Genomic DNA, 16,332 nt, shown 5'->3' on the forward strand with positions numbered 1-16,332 from the left:
GCCCTCCTCGAGCCACGCACGGGATCTGGAAACAGCGATGAGGCCGCAGGGCCGGGAACGCAGCCAAGCCACCTTGCCGGACTGGCGGGTGGTAGCCGCGGGCGGAGCCGTGTTCTCGATGCTCGTCGTCGTGGGCGGCGGCGGAGCCGTCGCCTATGCCGACACTGGAACCGGCACGTCGAACGCGACCGACTCAGTCAGCCACGACAGCTCCCAGAACACTGACCGCTCCGACAGCACGTCGACGCGGCGATCGGCCACGACAGTCGAGACCTCACAGACAGAGACCGAGGCAAGGGAAACCGACGCCGCCGAGAGTTCCGAGACATCTCGGCTCACCAGTGCCGAGGAACAACTCGACCAGGTGGAGTCACCGGCTGGCGATACGCCTACCGCAACGGACAGCACGGCGGATTCCTCGCCTCCAGTGCACGACGATCCGTCGCTCGAGAACAGCCCGACAACCGACCCCAGCCCACCCGCGCAAGACAACTCTCCTGCGACCGAGGTCGATTCCCCTCCAGATCCGCCGGCCACCACGCCGGACACGCCGACCGTCCCGGGCGAAGACAACCCGACCACCGACCCGACTCCACCGGTTCAGGACACCGGATCTACCACGGGGGCCAGTTCTTCGACACCCGAGGCGAATTCGTCCTCAGGGTCGACTCCGCCGGCGCCCGCGATCGCAGTAGCCACGGTGACAGACGACTCCACGGCGGGCACCACCACAGACCCGGTCAGCACGGTCACCGCGAGTGACCCTGCGCCCGCCGCCGATCCCACGCCCGTCGCCAGTGTCACTTCCGCCGTGGAGACTGTCGCCGCCGCCCTCGATCAGCCTTCTCTACCCGCTGTTGAGCCGAGTGTCGTTGCACCCGTTGTTGTTACCGCGGTTCCCATGACGGTATCCCTCGTCCCGGGAACGGTGGCCGCACCGCCCGGCATACTGCAGTGGTTCGTCCTGTTGACGTGGTTTCAGCTTCAGTGGCTGATGCAGTGGCAACAGCAGCTGGGCGGGTCGGGCGCGACACCCGTGCTGAATCGCTTCGACGCCAGAGACACCCGGGTGATGGGCACGGTATTCCAAAACCCCTCCACGACGGCGTTTCTCGCGACGCAACTTCCGTGGCTGACAACGACATTGGGCGCTCTTCAGGGGATGCCGATGTCCGCTCTTCAGGCAATGCAACTGGGCGACCTGGAGATCGATCAGGACATGCTGCACAGGATGTCGATGACATTGGCGGCCGAAACGTCGTCGCTGCCCGCGATCGCACAAGCACTCACCGATCAGGCGCATTCTCGCCTGGGGCTTCTGGGCTCTCCCTGCGTCGGCACGTTCATCCGCAACGTGTCGGTGTGGGCACTGTTCACCGCTGCCGCCCTCGGGCTTCTCGGCCTGACCAGCCTGACCGGCCTCGGGACCTTGGTCGGCTTCCGCCAGGCGAAGGCGGGCTACGCGCTTTACGCATCCGGCCTGGCCCGGTTCACCGGACCCGGTCCACTGGGCGTCGTCCGTGAAGCGGGATTCGTACGCATCGGGTCGCGACGCCCGAAGGATGGACCGCCGCGCCTGCGCGTCACCGGAACGGATCTGCGCGACAGCGCCTGACGATGGTGAATCGCGCGGCATCGGCGATGCCCCTGTGCGCATCGATCGCGAAGGACCAGGGGGCTGACAGCCACCCCCCGGCATCGCGCCTTCCGGTGCCCCCAGTCGGACTCGAACCGACACTGGGCGGATTTTATGTAAAGCTAGGCCGCTATTCGCGACCAGCCCGAACTGTTCGTTGCAGGCCCTGTAACCGCTGATCAAGGGCCGGTATCGGTACGGGTCCGGGTCGCCTAGAGTCCGCCCTCGGTAGGCCCCCGGTCGCCGGGGTGACGCCGGGGTAGCACGCGTTGCCACCTGTTAGCTAGGGGGCGACACGCGATATAACCTCCGTGGCGGACTTCCAACTCTCAGGGCAGCGCGCGGGCATACTGGGCGTACCAGCCAGGCTTGAGCCTCGGTGGCAGCGCGAAAGGTTTCGGGGACGTCATTGGCCCATCAAGAGGACATTCGTAAATCGTCGCGTAGTTCCGCAAGAGACCGTGAAATTGCGAAGCGCTTCGAGGACGCTCAAGTAAGTCTTGTGCTGCAATCATCAGATCTGTCACTCGAATCTGTCTCGCAGATGGTCGAAACTAGCGCCATCGACGTCAAACCAGAATTTCAACGACGAGACCGGTGGACACAGGCGCAGTCCTCTGCGCTCATCGAGTCGTTTCTACTGAACATTCCGGTGCCGCCCGTCTACCTCGCCGAGGAACAATTCGGCCGATACTCTGTAATTGACGGGAAACAGCGCATCACATCCATAAATCAATTCATGTCCAATACGCTTGCGTTGACAAATCTTTCTCGATTCGAAGAAATCGAGGGTAAGCGGTTTCTGGAGCTGCCTGACGAACTTGCCAACGCTCTGCGTGTGCGACCGTATATCCGCGTGGTGACATTGCTACGTCAATCAGATCCAGAAACAAAATACGAAGTATTTCATCGCCTCAATTCCGGCGGGGAAGCATTAAACGCTCAAGAAATTCGTAACGTGTTATACAGGGGAGCATTCAACGATCTTCTTCAGCGGCTCGCAGAAAACAACTTTTTGCGCAACCGACTGAAGATTACCACCACCCGTTCTCCAGCGTTTAAAGCAATGCAAGATGTCGAATACGTTCTTCGATTCTTCACCGTCGATGCATACTGGCGCGACTTCAGCGGTGACTTCAGGAAGTCAATGAATTCGTACATGCGCGCCCATCGCGATCCAGACGAGAAGTTTCTGTCAGAAAAGGAGAGTCAGTTTGTGAGGGCCCTCGCAGCCTGCGAGAGCATCTTCGGGCGTCATGCGTTCCAGAGATTCGAGCGAGGCCAGTGGCGGAACCAAATGCTTAGTGGCCTCTATGACGCTCAGATGATCGCCGTAAGTTCGATGTCGGATTATCAGCTTTCAACGGTGATCCGCAACCGCGAAAAGATGATAGCCCGTTACAAAGATCTCTTCGACGACGAAGACTTCAACGCTGCGATTAGGACCGGAACCAATACGCCGAGGCGCCTTACGTATCGTATTATGCGAACAATCGAGTGCCTCAGCGATTTCGCTTAGCAAACAGGTCGACCAAAACGATGCCTGGCGCGCGTGACGAGTTTCTGGACAATATTGTCGGCATACGCGATGCCGCTAATTCTGCACCTCTGCAGAGTCTCGCCCCTCTTGCCTCTAACAGAAGCGCAAATAAGATGGCCGATCTGTTGCGAAGGGGTCTCTACGTTGTGGCCTTCAACGCTATGGAAGACTATTTAAAGAGCCGCGCCAGCGAGCATTTTAATAATCTTCCGTTGGTCTCGTCGCTGGATTTTGATGATCTGCCCCCTGGCCTCCGCAAGGCGGCTGTTATTGACGCCATAAAGAACGGCGTTCGCGAAGCGGGCTATGATAAGAGCAACGAAATTCAGATAATCCGTGCCGTGGCGGGAGCAGTAGCTAGTACTGCTAATAGGCAGCAGTACGGCATTCACGAGTATTCGGTTCTGAGAAGCGGCTCGAACATATCTGCCGACGACATCGGAGCAGCGATAGGCAGGCTGCACCTCGATCGTCCATGGGATCAGATGCAAAGCCTGCTCGACACCGTTGGAAACGTAGGGTCACCGATTAGAGGCCGCTTCTCGACTTGCCTTGTTAAGCGTAATGCTGCAGCACATGATGGACAGCCAGTCGACTACACCGATCTAGTGGAGATCGCGGATTTGGCGACTGCGCTCTGTTTCGCGTTCGATGTAATTTTCAGCGCTGGGATGACCCGAATCGCCGACAATGTTCCGACGGCTGACACCGACACGCGCGTCCAACTTGCCGGCAACATTGTCGTGCGCTACGTCGCTGAGCGGGGAAACCGATGGTGCAGGCTTAACCAGAATAAGCAACCCTTTCGTTATTTCGCGTCAAGGACCGACGCCGTCAGAAACGCTCTTCGCAATCTGCAGCCTCAAGGCGTAGTTGCAGTTCTGGGCGCAAGAGGCGAGATAATTGGTTGGCACCTCGCCGACCTACGACATCCACATCCATGATGCCTAGCCCTCCCGCCGCAGCGGCACCACATTGCTCGCCTCGGCCCGCTGAACAGGCGCGGGTGGCTCGGGCAGAGTGTTGGCCGCTCCACCATCCTGCTCCGGGATATAGTCGCCGTAGACGTCGAGCGTGAGCGTGTAGGTACTGTGCCCCAACCACTTTGACACCTGCATAAGGTGCGTGCCCGCCGAGAGCTGGAGGACCGCGAACGTATGCCGGAGGTCGTGGAGGCGTACGCCCCGAGTAGCGGGCGCATCCTTCGTCGCGGGGCGGCTCGCGGGTAGGCCGACCGCCTCCAGGGCTGGCTTGAGGATCGTGTCGTAGAAGGTTCCGAGCGCGAGCGGCTGGGACCAGTCGAGCGGTACCGCGTACCGCTCCCCTGCCGGGCGGTATCCGCCCCCGTTCTTCCGCGAAGGCCAGAGGGGCGCGGTCGGTTCGTCCGCGCGGGGGTGGTCGGTCGCGAGGTAGTCGGCCATCCGTCGAGCGAGCCAGGGCGGGAGAGGCACGGTTCGGCGGCTGCGCTTGCTCTTCGGGGTGCCGACGACCCAGACACCATTCTTTCGGTCCTTCGTCCGCGCGACCCGCACCGAGCACGTCGGTCCCGGCCCGAATCGAAGGTCAGCGACCTCCAGCCCTGCGGCCTCAGCGGCCCGTAGGCCTGTGTACGCGAGGAACTCGACCAGAAGCCCGCACACCGGGTACGCAGGGAGTTCTGGGCCGTCGTAGCCCTCGGGCGGGTAACCCGAGACCGCCGCGCTCAGCGCGCCGACTTCTGCGGTCGTGAGCGGGTGGTGTTCGAACTCGGCGTGGTCGCCGGTCGCCCGGCTCGCAGAGAAGTCCACCCGGTCCGCAGGGTTCGCGTCGAGCGCGCCGTGCTGGACGGCGTAGCGGAGCACCCGACGCACGACATCCCAGACATGCTTGACGGTGCCGGGGGTGATCGGCTTCTTGTCGCCCTGGCGAGATTGTTGGCGTACCAGGGCGGTTAACAGCTTCTCCAGATGGGCCGGCGTGACTGCCGCGACCGCGAGACTGCCTAGCTCGCCGAGCACATAGGTGTGTAGCTGGCGTTCGTACTCGTCCACCGTGCGCTGCTTTACCTTGCCGCTGGCGACCCGAACGGCCTGCGCGTCGAGCCAGGCCCGCGCGTAAAAGCCAAACGGCTGCTCCCCTTGGCCCTCTGGTCGGCCAGGGCGCTGGTGCCCGCGTGGGTGTGCTTCGCAGCGTTGAGTTCGTCGCGGCGCGCTTCTGCGGCATCGCGGGTCGAGTAGCTCTCCTGCCGCGCTCGTGTGCGCCCGGTTGGTAGACCGAACTCGTCACGAACGGGCTCGCGCCAGACGACCTCGTATCGCTTCGCGATCTTGCCGTTGCGTCGCTGCCTAGTTTCATGGGCACGTACGTGTATGCCATTGCTACTCTTACGCTTCCCAGCGGTTGCCGACTTCGGCGGACCGTAATTCTTCGGTGATGTACTCGCCTGTCTCGCCGCCGCCGAACTCGACAACGTGAACCATGTCGCCCGCGTCGTTGTAGCTGCTGACCACACGGCCCTGCTGCCGGTTTCTCGGGTCGCCGGACAACGCCACGCGAACTCGCGTGCCGCGCTTGTAGTAGTCGTGGTCCGCGTTCATCGTTCGTGCCTAATTCGGCGCATGTGCGCCTGGTTGCGCCGGGATGGGTCGCCGCCGGGCTTCCGCCACGACCGACGCCGTGGCTTGGTCGACTTCGGCGGGCTGGGGTGCTGAGCCGGTTTGACCAATTCACAGCCAAGGCGGTCTGCTGCGTGCTGCGGATTGTCCTCAGCCCAGCGCCAGTACGCAGCGGCACGAACCTCCTGCATGTCGGCCTCGGTGAGTTGTACGATCATGCTGTCTTCTCCATTTCGGTTGTAGCGGTCGCAGATTGGTAGATGCGGCGCACGGTTGACGACTGCCAGTTGGGCCGGCCAGCGGGCGACAGGATGCATTCGGCCTCAAGCGCGTTGGCGATTCTGGCGTAGCTCAAGCCAGCTTGGCGGTCCATGACGATTCGACGCAGGAGGCCCGCGTGCACCAGGCGTGGTCGGCCGATCCGCTCGCCGCGTGCTCGCTTGGCCGCGAGTGCCGCCTTGGTCCGCTCACTGATCAGCTCGCGCTCGTATTGGGCGTAATTCACCAGATTCATTGCGAACATGCGGCCGGCTGCGGTGGTCAGGTCGACGCCGAGGTCGAGCAGAACCAGCGACCAGCCTTGCTTCTGGGCACATTCGATGATCGTGGCCGCATGGATGATCGACCGGGACAGTCGGTCTAGCTTCGCAACGATCAACCCCTCGCCTTGACCTAATGCCAAGAGCTCAAGCGCCTCAGCCAGTTTGGGGTTGATGTTCTTGCCGCTGCCGCCCTCGTCGGCAAAGTGCTCGACATCCCAGCCGCGCCGTTTGGCTTCAGCGTCGATCGCGGCGCGTTGCGCTTCGAGCCCGTTGCGTTTGTCTGCCTGGTCCTCAGTGCTGACGCGCGTGTACGCAAACATCAACGGCCGCAGGCAATTCGCGTTCCCAGTCATTCGCTTCTCTGCTTTCTTCCCGGGGCTCAACCGAACGGTTCGGCCTTACGCCCCGAAAAGTACGCCAGCAGCGAACGCTGCATGAGCCGCTGAACAGCGCGTTGGCGTTCGTTGGCTAACACTGTTCATCGTTGTTCTGCCGTGCGGGTTGGGCCCTGCCGGTCCGCCGTAGCCGGGCGACGGCCCGACAAGCCAGTGGGCCTCTGAGCGGGCTCTATGGGCGTTCACCGCTGACCCCGATCACGGAGGTCGGCCACTGCGTCCTCCCACGTCTGAAGCTCGGTACCGGGCGGGCGGCTCGGCGGCTCGTCGGCGAAATGCGGTCTCGGGGTCGGGCCGTCGCCCCCGTCGGCGGGTACGGGGCCGTGAGCGGAGCGATGAGGCGGGTCGGCGGGGTATTCGTCGACGAGTTCGGCGTCGACGACTTCGAGGGGTTCCTCCGAGGACCTCCGACCGGGGTGGGTGACCTCAGACCCCGCCCCGGTCGGACTGCTAGACGCGTGTCGCGCAAGCCTGCGACGCCCAGCCCAAAACTTCGCCGCAGCGGATTGTTGCCGCAGGAGAAAATCCTCCTGCGCCGCGCGGCCCCGCCCAGGGTCTAGACCACGTTCGCGTGCATAGGTATAGAACGCCCGCCCAATGGGGTTGTCCCGGTCGTTCTTGTGAACGACCACCGACGACACCAAACAACCCGCCATGCCGAACTCCCGGCAAAAGGTTCGGCCTGGTCCCACAATCGGTCGTTGAGGCTACCCAACAACCATCCGATTCCGTTGCGGCCGTGATCAGTTCCCAAGTCGAATTCTCGCAGCCCTGTACGCCTCGCTATTTCATCCCTGACATCCGAATAGGCGGGCAAATGTCCGAATGTTGCGGGCACGAGTTGGATGAGCATCTCTTCGGCGGCAAGAAGAAGTTGCTCCCACTCGCCCTCGGAGTAGCCCCAACTAGCAGGTGTGTAGGGCATTCGGTCCTCCGTAGTAGCCAAGGCGCGGTGGAAGTTGTGATCTATTCGCCGCGATCACGAGCACCGCGGAACAGGTCAGCGTTCTCAGGGGTCAACCAGTACTCCGCTAGCTCGCCGTCTGGGTACGCAAAAGACCACAGCCATTCTCGATTTACTGCGTGGCAGTGTCGCCCCGGCCACCCGAGCAATCCGGCGACACCGTGCTTGCCATTGGAGATGTCGAGCAAGTCGGCAAGGTCTTGCCCGCTAAATCGTTGGCCAGGATTGTCAATGAGGATTGAGAACAGTCGCTTCGCGGGTTCGCTTAGCCGACCCCAAACTTCCGCTGCCAATTCCTCATCCACGCTAGACCACGATTTGAGGTCGCGATCGGTCGACGCCGCAACGACTGTCGCGGTTTCTGCGGGCTCACCGTTCAACCACGCGCCGTACATCTGATAGAAGTCCGCAACGCGTTCTTCGGGAACCTTCACCGTCATGTCGATCATTGCCATCATTCTCCCTTTCGAGTTCTGGAGCCCCGCCGACTCCGGTTGAGATAAGTCTGACACCCGTTGAGATACCTGTCAAGGGGTTTGAGATATCTCATGGGGTATCCCCGCCATCGCTCGCTACATCGGCGACTGACGCATGCTTGACGAAGCCCGCCCCCTTCGGCGATACCGGCGCGGCATCACGCCTACGCAGCCATGAGCGGGCCAGGTGGGCGTGTTAGCTAGGTGCGCGGTCCCGCGGTCGCGTTCCCGCCACGCGCCGGGGTAACGCCGGGGTGAAGCGGTCTGTATCGTCGACTAGGGCGACCGAAAACGGCTCTACCAGCGCCTATAACGTGCCCCCAGTCGGACTCGAACCGACACTGGGCGGATTTTAAGTCCGCTGCCTCTGCCAATTGGGCTATGGGGGCCGTCGCCTGATCCTAGACATCCGCCCGTGCCGCCGAACGTGCGCGGACGGCGTCGGAGAGGCCGGCAAGCCGCCCAGGACGCACGCTCGGCGCGCCGAGCTCAGTCGATGACCGGGACCAGCAGCCTCGCCTGCCGCTCCAGGCCCCAGTGCACCGTGGCGGTTCCCCGCGACCGCCGCTCGTAGGCGCCGGGGAACTGTCCCGTGAGCGGGTTGCGCGGCCACAGCCAACGCCCGGCCATCACCAGCCGGAGCTGTTCTCCGCGCCGGAACACCGTGGCCGACGGCCCGAGCGCGATATCGACCTTGACCACCTCTGCCGCCCGTAACTTCTGCGGGTCGGTGAACGTGTGGACCGGCGCGAACGGCCGCGACTGCTCCTCATCGAGTGCCCGCATCGACGCCCGCAGCCACCCGGTGCTCACCCGGTCCCGGCCGAAGCCGTACGAACCCTCGAACGGAACATAGGTGCCGCCGCGCCACTTCTCCACGCCGACGAACAGGTCCACATCGTCGGCATCCGCACTCACGAACAGCCGCAATGCCATTGGGCCCGTCAGCTCCACATCCCGCGGCGCCGTCCACCCGAATGTGAGTCCAGACGAGCGCGTGTCGAAGCTCATCGAGCCGCCGACCGGCGCCGGCTCCCCCCGCAATCCGCCCTCGGTCAGGTACAGCGGCGTCCACGTCGTCCGCTCCAGCGGCCAGCTCGATTCGTTGCGCACTTCCACGACCTGGTCACGACTTTCGCGGACCTCCAGCCGCACGCGCGGCGGCGGTGCGGCCTCCCCGCCGCGCAGGTGGCGATCCAGGAAGGCCAACTGGGTGCGCAGCGGTTCGTCCGAATAGAACGTGGCCCACTTGCCGCCGCGGTGGGTGAACAGATGCCGGTCGGGTGAGGAGATGTTCTCGAAGGCGCGCACCGACCCGCGCGTATGCAGGTTGTTGTCGGAGAAGCTCCCGCAGATCAACGCAGGCACCGCGATGCGCTCGAGGTCCGGCACCAGCGAGCACCAGAAGTCATCCCGCAGAGGATGTTTCGTGTTCCCCGCCCCCACGTCGTAGGTGAGGCGGATGTTGCGCAGTTCGCGGGTCCACAGCTTGACGAACCCGACCTCCTGGATGCCGCCCGGCCGCATCAGGTCGCGGTAGGCGTCGGTGAACCCTTCCCACGGGACGATCGCACGCAGATGCGGCGGATGCAGCGCGGCCGCCTTCCACTGCGAGATCGCCAGATAGGACACGCCGAGCATCCCGACGGCGCCGCTGCTCCACGACTGCTCCGCCGCCCACTCGATCAGGTCGTAGACGTCTTCGCCCTCCTGGTCCGACAGCACCGAGCCCACACCGTCGGAGGTGCCGGCGCCGCGCAGGTCGCAGTTCACCACCGCGAATCCGTGCGCGGTCCACCAGGCCGGATCGGGCGCCTCCCATCCGGTCAGCGCCGAGAAGCGAACGGGTGCCGGTTGTCTCAGCGCACGGTACTGAAAAGGGATGCGATAGCCGGGGAGCCGCGTCCGCTTCCGGGGATGGTTGTCCTTGCCGTAGGGGTGCGCGCACAGCACCACGGGGCACCGGTCACCGCCCGACGGGAGGTACACATTGACGCGCAGCACGGTGCCGTCGCGGGTGGTCACCGGCACGTCGTGGTGGACGGTCACCGACCCCGGCGCGGGACTGTAGACCTCGACCGGCGGCCGGACGATGCTGCGCAACCGGCCCAGCGCGTACCGCAGGGAACCGGGACGGCGCCACGGCCGGTCGTGAGCGGGTGCGTCGGTGACGGCCACAGTGCTCCTCGAGGCAGGCGCGGCGGACGTGCCGAACGTTACAACGCCTGTCCCGGGCTGTACGGCCAATAGCCCGCGATCCTCGGAGCGACTAGCGATCACGTCGCCTCGATCCGTGGCGGTGGCGAGCCAGATGCGCAATGATGCCGCGCATGCATCGCCTCACTGGTGTCCTCTGCGCGCTCCTCACCGTGTCCACCGCATCCATGGCGCTCGGCGCCTGCGCCCCCGCAGACGAGAACTCGTCGACCGCGTCGTCGACCTCCGCCAGCGCCGACGCCTGCACCAAGGACAACCTCGCCACACTGAAGCCGGGGACCCTCACCCTGGCCACCGACCAACCGGCCTACGCGCCGTGGTTCGACAACGACGACCCCGCCAACGGCAAGGGTTTCGAATCGGCCGTCGCCTACGCCGTGGCCGCCGAACTCGGCTACGCCCGCGAGAACGTCACCTGGGTCCGCGTCCCCTTCAACGCGGCCATCGCACCCGGGCCGAAGCAGTTCGACGCCGATCTCAACGAGTTCTCGATCACCGACGAACGCAAGCAGGCCGTCGACTTCTCCTCCCCCTACTACGACGTCACGCAGACCGTCGTCGCCCTGAAGTCCTCACCCGCGGCCAAAGTCACCACCGTCGACGGCCTCAAAGGACTCAAGCTCGGCGCGCAGGTGGGCTCCACCAGCTACACCGCCGCGCAGAAGATCGACCCGGGCGTCGCCGTGTTCAACAACAACGACGACGCCAAGGCCGCGCTCAGCAACGGGCAGATCGACGGCCTCGTCGTCGACCTGCCCACCGCCTTCCAGATCCAGTCCGAACTGACCGACGGCGTCATCGTCGGCCAGCTTCCGGCCGGCTCCGACAAGCCGGAACAGTTCGGCATCGTCCTCGACAAGGGCAGCCCGCTGACCGCGTGCGTCTCGCGCGCGGTCGACCAGCTCCGCGACCGCGGCGAACTCGCAAAGCTCCAGACGACGTGGCTCGCGCAGGCGGGGAACGCACCGGTCCTGTCGTGACGGCCGTCGGCATCGACCGCGTCGCCTACCGGCAGGCGCGGGCGCGCCGCTCCACGGGAATCGCGCTGCTGTCGACGGTGGTGTTCGCCGCGGTCGTGCTCGTGGCCGTCACCTCGGCGCCCGGCTGGTCGCGCGTCCAGAACTCATTCTTCAACCTGCGCGTCGGCTGGGACAGCCTGCCCGCGTTGCTGTCCGGTCTGTGGCTCAACATCCGTGTGCTGATCGTCTGCCAGATCCTGGTGCTGCTCGTCGGGTTGGCGCTGGCGGCGCTGCGCACTCTGCGCGGGCCCGTCTGGTTCCCGCTGCGCGCGCTGGCCACCGGCTACGTCGACCTGTTCCGCGGCCTGCCGCTGCTCATCTGCCTCTACCTCGTCGGGTTCGGACTGCCCGGTTTGCGCCTCACCGGCCTGCCGACCAGCCCCGTGCTGCTGGGTGGTCTCGCGCTGGTGCTGGTCTACTCGGCCTACGTGGCCGAGGTGCTGAGGGCCGGCATCGAATCCGTGCATCCGTCGCAGTTCGCGGCGGCACGCTCGTTGGGCCTCACGTATCGGCAGACCATGCGGCTGGTGGTGCTCCCCCAGGCCACCCGGCGAGTCACCCCCGCACTGCTCAACGACTTCGTCGCCCTGCAGAAGGACTGCGGGCTGATCTCGGTCCTCGGCGCTGTCGACGCCGTGCGCGCCGCCCAGATCCAGTCCGCCACCACCTACAACTTCACGCCGTACGTGGTGGCCGGTCTGTTGTTCGTCGCCCTCGCGGTGCCGTCGGCCCGGCTGGCGGATTGGGCGGCGCGGCGCTCGGCGACGAGGCAGGGCGCGCTGTGACCGGCGTCGACCCGCTGCTTCAGGTACGCGGCCTGGTCAAGGCCTACCACGACCGCACCGTGCTGTCGGGGGTGGATCTGGACGTCGCGGAACACGAGGTGGTGGTGCTCATCGGCGCGTCGGGTTCGGGCAAGTCGACCCTGCTGCGCTGCATCGACCTCCTGGAGGAGATCGACGACGGCCAGATCATCCTGGGTGGCCGCGACATCAGCGACCCGCGTATCGATGCCGAACAGGCTCGCCAGGCCATCGGCATGGTGTTCCAGTCGTTCAATCTGTTCCCGCACATGACCGCACTGAGCAATGTCGCTCTGGCACCGCGAGTGGTGCACGGCCGCAGCCGAACCGAGGCCGAGCAGCGCGGCCGAGATCTGCTCGAGCGCGTCGGCATGGCGTCGCACGCGGATTCCTATCCCGACAAGCTCTCCGGCGGCCAGCAGCAGCGCGTCGCCATCGCCCGCGCGCTCGCCTACGAGCCCAAGCTGCTACTGCTCGACGAGATCACCAGCGCGCTGGATCCCGAACTCGTCGGCGAGGTGCTCACCCTGGTGGGTGAGCTCGCCGCGTCGGGAGCGACGATCGTGATGGCCACCCACGAGATGGCTTTCGCCCGCGACGTGGCCGACACCGTGTGTTTCCTCAGCGACGGGCAGATCGTCGAATCCGGGTCCGCAGCAGACGTTCTCGACTCGCCACGTCAAGAGCGGACGCAACGCTTCCTGCAGCGCTTCACTTCTGGGCGTTGAGAGGACTCAGCTCGTCGGCGGCTCGTAGTGCGCGTCGGGGTTCTCTCGGTGCCAATCCACTTGCTTCTCTTGCACTTTGCGGTGCCGCGACGCCAGCCAGGCGAGCCCGGCGCCGGCAAGTGCCAGCGCGAGGACGACGGCAATGATCCCGGTGGTGCGGGATCCGTTGGCGAACGAGAACAGCCCCGCCACCAGGGCCAGCACTCCGAGGCCGACACCGATCAGCCCGGGCGCGTTCACGCCTGCCTTCATCGTCTCGCCGGCGTGCTGCCGGGTGGTGCGTGCGTGGTCGACGGGATCGCGTGAAGTATCAGGCATGTGTGGACTCCTCTCGTCGCTACCCGAGTCGGGCGCGCGCACCGAAGTGCGCGTCACCGGTCTTGACACAGCGTTACCCGGGCCGCCTACGCACAAACGGAAGCCGCACACAGGTCACAGCTCGGTCATCGATTCCGCGCCGGGTTTAGGTCCGGGGCGTTCGGGCATGCCGTTGCTCACCCGCAACAGGAGGCACTGATGAGCAACCCCCGTTCCGAGAAGGCTGAATCCGACGTCGACGCCGACCCCAAGGTGGCCGGCTCACGGGCCAGCGAGGGTGATGGCGACAACGCCGACGGACCGTACGTCGGACGCGCCGGCTCAGACGACGACATCGACACCGAGGAGTCCGGCGCAGAGGCGCGCGCGCAACAGGACTGACGCAGTTCAGTGATTGCGTAACTCGGAGATGAGCTTGTCCTTGGTCAGGCGTGAATAACCCGTCAAACCCAGTTCCTTGGCGCGCTGTTTGAGCTCATCGACGCTCCAGTCGTCGTACGAACCGGACTGACCACCTTTGCGACCGACTGACGACGAACCGCGAGCAGCCGCGGCGTTCGAGATGCGGGCCGCTTTCTCCTTCGAATTGCCCTCGCGCCGAAGATCCTCATACATCTTCTCGTTCTTGATCGACGAATTCGGCATGGATCTACCTCCTACAACATTCCGCTGTCTGTAGGTTTTCCGCCGCGGTGGGCCGTCAAACACCGCTATCGCGTGCCACCCGGCGGATGAGTTGACGCGTGGCTTTCTCGAGGGTCTCCTGCGCGCGATCGGCATCGGGGATCTTCTCCGCGCGCCGCGTCGCCGAGGCGATCGTCATCCCGCGCTCATATCCGACCACCACCCGGGGGTCCACGTAAGACGCGCGCGCCACCGCCGGAGTGTTGCCCAGCTCGGAGGACACCTCCTTCATGACCGCGGAGGTCTCCCGCTTGGCCGCGGTCTTCGAGGTGGGCGGCTTCGCATCGGCGAATGCCGCGGCCGCCAGGACGGTGCCATGCCAGGTGCGCAAATCCTTGACGGTGAACTCCTCGCCGACGATCTCCTTGAAGCGCGCATTGAGGTCATCGGCCCTGACATCGACCCACCCACTGGACCCGCTGCGGCACACCAGAAGCCGATCCGTGCGCTCGGTGCGCCGCATCAGCGACCGGACCGCGCGCACCACCTCGGGGTCGTCCACCTCGACGGTGCGCTGCACCCCGCTCTTGGCCGGATAGTCGAACTCCACGGCGTTCTTCTTCAATGTCACGTGCTCACAGAGCAGCGTGGCGAGCCCGTAATGCTCGTGCTCCTCGGCGGACCGCTCGCCACCGGCACGGAAGTATCCGCGGTCGAGCAGCTGCAGCGCCAGCGCCAGCACCCGATCTCGGGTCAGCCCGCGGCCGGCGAGATCACCCGCGATCCGCGCACGCCACTCCGGCAGCCGGGTGGAGAGCTCGAGGACCCGGTCGAACTTCTCCTCGGCCCGCTCCTGCTGCCATCGTTCGTGATACAGGTACTGGCGACGGCCGGCGGCATCGACACCCACCGCTTGGATGTGCCCGTTGGGCCGCGGGCTGATCCACACGTTCTTCCACGCCGGCGGGATGACCAGATCTTTGATCCGCTGAGCGGTGGCGGGGTCGGCCAGCAATTCGCCGTCCGGTCCGTAGTAGGCGAAGCCCTTGCCTCGCCTCTTACGAACGATTCCCGGTGTGTCCAATTTGCTGCGCGCCAGTCGCATCCGCCGTACCCCTCGCCCACCGATACATGTGCGCAACAGCAGATACCCACTGAATCGCCGCATCTACCGCGGGAGAGGCTCAGGGCTGCAGCATGACCTTGACGGCGCCGTCCTGCTTCTTCTGGAAGATGTCGTAGGCGTGCGGAGCCTGGTCGAGGGGCAGCACATGGGTGGCGAACGTGTCGACGCCCAGCGGGTCGGAGTCGGTCAGCAACGGCATGATGTCGTCGACCCACTTCTTGACGTTCGCCTGGCCCATCCGCAGCTGAATCTGCTTGTCGAACAACGTCAGCATCGGCAGCGGATCGGCCATCCCGCCGTACACGCCGCTCAGGGAGATCGTGCCGCCCCGGCGCACGCAATCGATCGCCGAGTACAGCGCGCCGAGTCGGTCCACCCCGGCCTTCTGCATGAACGGCTTGGCGATGAAATCGGGCAGGAACGCGGTGGCCGTCTGGGCGGCCTGCGCGACCGGGGAACCATGCGCCTCCATGCCGACCGCGTCGATCACCGAGTCGGTGCCCCGCCCGTCGGTCAGGTCGCGCACCGCGTCGCCGACCGATCCTGTGAGCTCGCGCATATCGATGGTCTGGATGCCGCGCGCCGTGGCCCGCGCCAGCCGCTCCGGCACGCGGTCGACAGCGATCACCCGATGACCGAGGTGCTGGGCGATCCGTGCGGCCATGTCGCCGATCGGTCCCAGACCCAGCACCGTCACCGAACCGCCGTCGGGGATGCCGGCGTACGCAACCCCCTGCCAGGCCGTCGGCAGCACGTCCGACAGATAGACGAATCGCGAATCGGGCGGCCCCTCAGGAACTTTGATGTGAGTGAACTGCGCCTGCGGCACCCGTAGGTACTCAGCCTGCCCGCCCGGCACCTCGCCGTAGAGCTCGGAATACCCGAAGAGGGCGGCGCCCATCCCCTGATCACGGACCTGGGTGGTCTCGCACTGTGTGTACAACTGCTCGTCGCACATGAAGCAGTGCCCGCAAGAGATCTGGAACGGAATGACGACGCGGTCGCCCACAGTGAGGTCGCCGACCCCCGCCCCGACCTCACGGACGACGCCCATCGCCTCGTGACCGAGGATGTCCCCCGGGTTCATGAACGCACCGAGAACTTCATACAGGTGCAGGTCGGAGCCGCAGATGTTCGTCGACGTGACCTCGATGATCGCGTCGGTGGGCTCCTCGAGCTTCGGATCTTCCACGGTGTCGACGCGCACATCGCGCCGACCATGCCAGGTGACAGCCTTCATGACCGGCTGCGATACCCGGCAGTGACCCCTTCAAACGCCGGGGACCCGCCCGGGCGCGCGTTTCACGGTCGCGGCGACGGGTACCGCACCCACCACGCGATGCGCATCGA

The 16,332-nt window shown here is 65.1% G+C and carries 16 protein-coding genes, 1 tRNA gene and 1 pseudogene; 7 read left to right on the plus strand and 11 right to left on the minus strand.

Going from position 1 to position 16,332, the window contains the following annotated elements:
- Window positions 1-37: 37 nt before the first annotated feature.
- The 3 genes from MCHUDSM44219_RS29815 to MCHUDSM44219_RS29820 all read left to right on the plus strand — a co-directional run bounded on the left by MCHUDSM44219_RS29815 (window position 38) and on the right by MCHUDSM44219_RS29820 (window position 4,120).
- Window positions 38-1,615 carry a hypothetical protein gene (locus tag MCHUDSM44219_RS29815; RefSeq protein ID WP_131722331.1) on the plus strand — a complete coding sequence of 526 codons (1,578 nt, stop codon included), beginning with the start codon at window positions 38-40 and terminating at the stop codon, window positions 1,613-1,615.
- A gap of 400 nt (window positions 1,616-2,015) precedes the next feature.
- Entirely contained in the window at window positions 2,016-3,155 is a 1,140-nt protein-coding gene (locus MCHUDSM44219_RS19305) for a DUF262 domain-containing protein (protein WP_201778157.1), read from the plus strand.
- A gap of 134 nt (window positions 3,156-3,289) precedes the next feature.
- Complete coding sequence (locus tag MCHUDSM44219_RS29820) at window positions 3,290-4,120, plus strand: hypothetical protein (protein ID WP_131722332.1); 831 nt, start codon at window positions 3,290-3,292, stop codon at window positions 4,118-4,120.
- Window positions 4,121-4,123: 3 nt separating this feature from the next.
- Here MCHUDSM44219_RS29820 and MCHUDSM44219_RS19310 read toward each other — a convergent pair whose 3' ends face one another.
- The 7 genes and pseudogenes from MCHUDSM44219_RS19310 to MCHUDSM44219_RS19325 form a co-directional block, all read right to left on the minus strand.
- A complete protein-coding gene (locus MCHUDSM44219_RS19310; RefSeq protein ID WP_413783627.1) occupies window positions 4,124-5,026 on the minus strand; it encodes a tyrosine-type recombinase/integrase in 903 nt (300 codons plus the stop codon).
- Window positions 5,021-5,221 (minus strand): annotated as a pseudogene (locus MCHUDSM44219_RS31740) (tyrosine-type recombinase/integrase); the annotation flags it as partial. The gene MCHUDSM44219_RS19310 and the pseudogene MCHUDSM44219_RS31740, both read right to left, overlap by 6 nt.
- Window positions 5,222-5,539: 318 nt before the next feature.
- Window positions 5,540-5,752 (minus strand): hypothetical protein, encoded by a 213-nt coding sequence (locus tag MCHUDSM44219_RS30195; RefSeq protein ID WP_162232099.1) that lies wholly within the window; start codon window positions 5,750-5,752, stop codon window positions 5,540-5,542.
- A 232-nt stretch (window positions 5,753-5,984) separates the two neighbouring features.
- Window positions 5,985-6,632 carry a recombinase family protein gene (locus MCHUDSM44219_RS19315; protein ID WP_048420007.1) on the minus strand — a complete coding sequence of 216 codons (648 nt, stop codon included), beginning with the start codon at window positions 6,630-6,632 and terminating at the stop codon, window positions 5,985-5,987.
- 1,041 nt (window positions 6,633-7,673) lie between these two features.
- Window positions 7,674-8,126: a DUF6416 domain-containing protein gene (locus MCHUDSM44219_RS29105; protein ID WP_201778158.1), complete on the minus strand. Its 453-nt coding sequence runs from the start codon at window positions 8,124-8,126 to the stop codon at window positions 7,674-7,676.
- Window positions 8,127-8,462: 336 nt separating this feature from the next.
- Window positions 8,463-8,536 (minus strand) — tRNA-Leu (locus MCHUDSM44219_RS19320).
- A gap of 100 nt (window positions 8,537-8,636) precedes the next feature.
- Window positions 8,637-10,325, minus strand: coding sequence for a CocE/NonD family hydrolase (locus MCHUDSM44219_RS19325; protein WP_048419858.1), 1,689 nt, complete (start codon window positions 10,323-10,325; stop codon window positions 8,637-8,639).
- 152 nt (window positions 10,326-10,477) lie between these two features.
- Here MCHUDSM44219_RS19325 and MCHUDSM44219_RS30520 point away from each other — a divergent pair, with 152 nt between their 5' ends.
- Genes MCHUDSM44219_RS30520 through MCHUDSM44219_RS19340 form a run of 3 tightly spaced genes read left to right on the plus strand, consistent with a single transcriptional unit; the run spans window position 10,478 to window position 12,914 of the window.
- Entirely contained in the window at window positions 10,478-11,344 is an 867-nt protein-coding gene (locus MCHUDSM44219_RS30520) for an ABC transporter substrate-binding protein (RefSeq protein ID WP_048420008.1), read from the plus strand.
- A complete protein-coding gene (locus MCHUDSM44219_RS30525) occupies window positions 11,341-12,168 on the plus strand; it encodes an amino acid ABC transporter permease (protein ID WP_197044604.1) in 828 nt (275 codons plus the stop codon). The genes MCHUDSM44219_RS30520 and MCHUDSM44219_RS30525 overlap by 4 nt, the downstream gene beginning before the upstream one ends.
- On the plus strand, window positions 12,165-12,914 hold the full coding sequence (locus tag MCHUDSM44219_RS19340) for an amino acid ABC transporter ATP-binding protein (RefSeq protein WP_048420009.1): 750 nt from the start codon (window positions 12,165-12,167) through the stop codon (window positions 12,912-12,914). Before MCHUDSM44219_RS30525 ends, MCHUDSM44219_RS19340 begins: the two co-directional genes overlap by 4 nt.
- 6 nt (window positions 12,915-12,920) lie before the next feature.
- Here the strand turns inward: MCHUDSM44219_RS19340 and MCHUDSM44219_RS19345 are convergent, their stop codons facing one another.
- Window positions 12,921-13,232, minus strand: coding sequence for a hypothetical protein (locus MCHUDSM44219_RS19345; protein ID WP_048419860.1), 312 nt, complete (start codon window positions 13,230-13,232; stop codon window positions 12,921-12,923).
- 198 nt (window positions 13,233-13,430) lie between these two features.
- On the opposite strand from MCHUDSM44219_RS19345, the gene MCHUDSM44219_RS19350 reads away from it, so the two are divergent.
- A complete protein-coding gene (locus MCHUDSM44219_RS19350; RefSeq protein WP_048419861.1) occupies window positions 13,431-13,613 on the plus strand; it encodes a hypothetical protein in 183 nt (60 codons plus the stop codon).
- Between the two features lie 6 nt (window positions 13,614-13,619).
- On the opposite strand, the gene MCHUDSM44219_RS19355 is transcribed toward MCHUDSM44219_RS19350, so the two are convergent.
- From MCHUDSM44219_RS19355 to MCHUDSM44219_RS19365, 3 genes are all read right to left on the minus strand, one after another.
- The gene (locus MCHUDSM44219_RS19355) at window positions 13,620-13,877 is read right to left on the minus strand and encodes a DUF7218 family protein (RefSeq protein ID WP_048419862.1); all 258 of its coding nucleotides are present in this window, start codon (window positions 13,875-13,877) and stop codon (window positions 13,620-13,622) included.
- Between the two features lie 55 nt (window positions 13,878-13,932).
- Window positions 13,933-14,961 (minus strand): DNA topoisomerase IB, encoded by a 1,029-nt coding sequence (locus MCHUDSM44219_RS19360; protein WP_048419863.1) that lies wholly within the window; start codon window positions 14,959-14,961, stop codon window positions 13,933-13,935.
- Between the two features lie 79 nt (window positions 14,962-15,040).
- Window positions 15,041-16,222 (minus strand): zinc-dependent alcohol dehydrogenase, encoded by a 1,182-nt coding sequence (locus MCHUDSM44219_RS19365; RefSeq protein WP_048419864.1) that lies wholly within the window; start codon window positions 16,220-16,222, stop codon window positions 15,041-15,043.
- Window positions 16,223-16,332: the final 110 nt, after the last annotated feature.

This window comes from Mycolicibacterium chubuense (assembly GCF_001044255.1).
Taxonomy (GTDB): domain Bacteria; phylum Actinomycetota; class Actinomycetes; order Mycobacteriales; family Mycobacteriaceae; genus Mycobacterium; species Mycobacterium chubuense.

What these genes read in the sequence shown, in the direction of transcription:
- MCHUDSM44219_RS30195 (WP_162232099.1), bottom strand. Translation starts at nt 5,752, where the DNA reads ATGAACGCGGACCACGACTACTACAAGCGCGGCACGCGAGTTCGCGTG.
- MCHUDSM44219_RS19345 (WP_048419860.1), bottom strand. Translation starts at nt 13,232, where the DNA reads ATGCCTGATACTTCACGCGATCCCGTCGACCACGCACGCACCACCCGG.
- MCHUDSM44219_RS19360 (WP_048419863.1), bottom strand. Translation starts at nt 14,961, where the DNA reads ATGCGACTGGCGCGCAGCAAATTGGACACACCGGGAATCGTTCGTAAG.
- MCHUDSM44219_RS19350 (WP_048419861.1), top strand. Translation starts at nt 13,431, where the DNA reads ATGAGCAACCCCCGTTCCGAGAAGGCTGAATCCGACGTCGACGCCGAC.
- MCHUDSM44219_RS29815 (WP_131722331.1), top strand. Translation starts at nt 38, where the DNA reads ATGAGGCCGCAGGGCCGGGAACGCAGCCAAGCCACCTTGCCGGACTGG.
- MCHUDSM44219_RS30520 (WP_048420008.1), top strand. Translation starts at nt 10,478, where the DNA reads ATGCATCGCCTCACTGGTGTCCTCTGCGCGCTCCTCACCGTGTCCACC.
- MCHUDSM44219_RS19315 (WP_048420007.1), bottom strand. Translation starts at nt 6,632, where the DNA reads ATGTTTGCGTACACGCGCGTCAGCACTGAGGACCAGGCAGACAAACGC.
- MCHUDSM44219_RS29105 (WP_201778158.1), bottom strand. Translation starts at nt 8,126, where the DNA reads ATGGCAATGATCGACATGACGGTGAAGGTTCCCGAAGAACGCGTTGCG.
- MCHUDSM44219_RS19355 (WP_048419862.1), bottom strand. Translation starts at nt 13,877, where the DNA reads ATGCCGAATTCGTCGATCAAGAACGAGAAGATGTATGAGGATCTTCGG.
- MCHUDSM44219_RS29820 (WP_131722332.1), top strand. Translation starts at nt 3,290, where the DNA reads ATGGCCGATCTGTTGCGAAGGGGTCTCTACGTTGTGGCCTTCAACGCT.
- MCHUDSM44219_RS19365 (WP_048419864.1), bottom strand. Translation starts at nt 16,222, where the DNA reads ATGAAGGCTGTCACCTGGCATGGTCGGCGCGATGTGCGCGTCGACACC.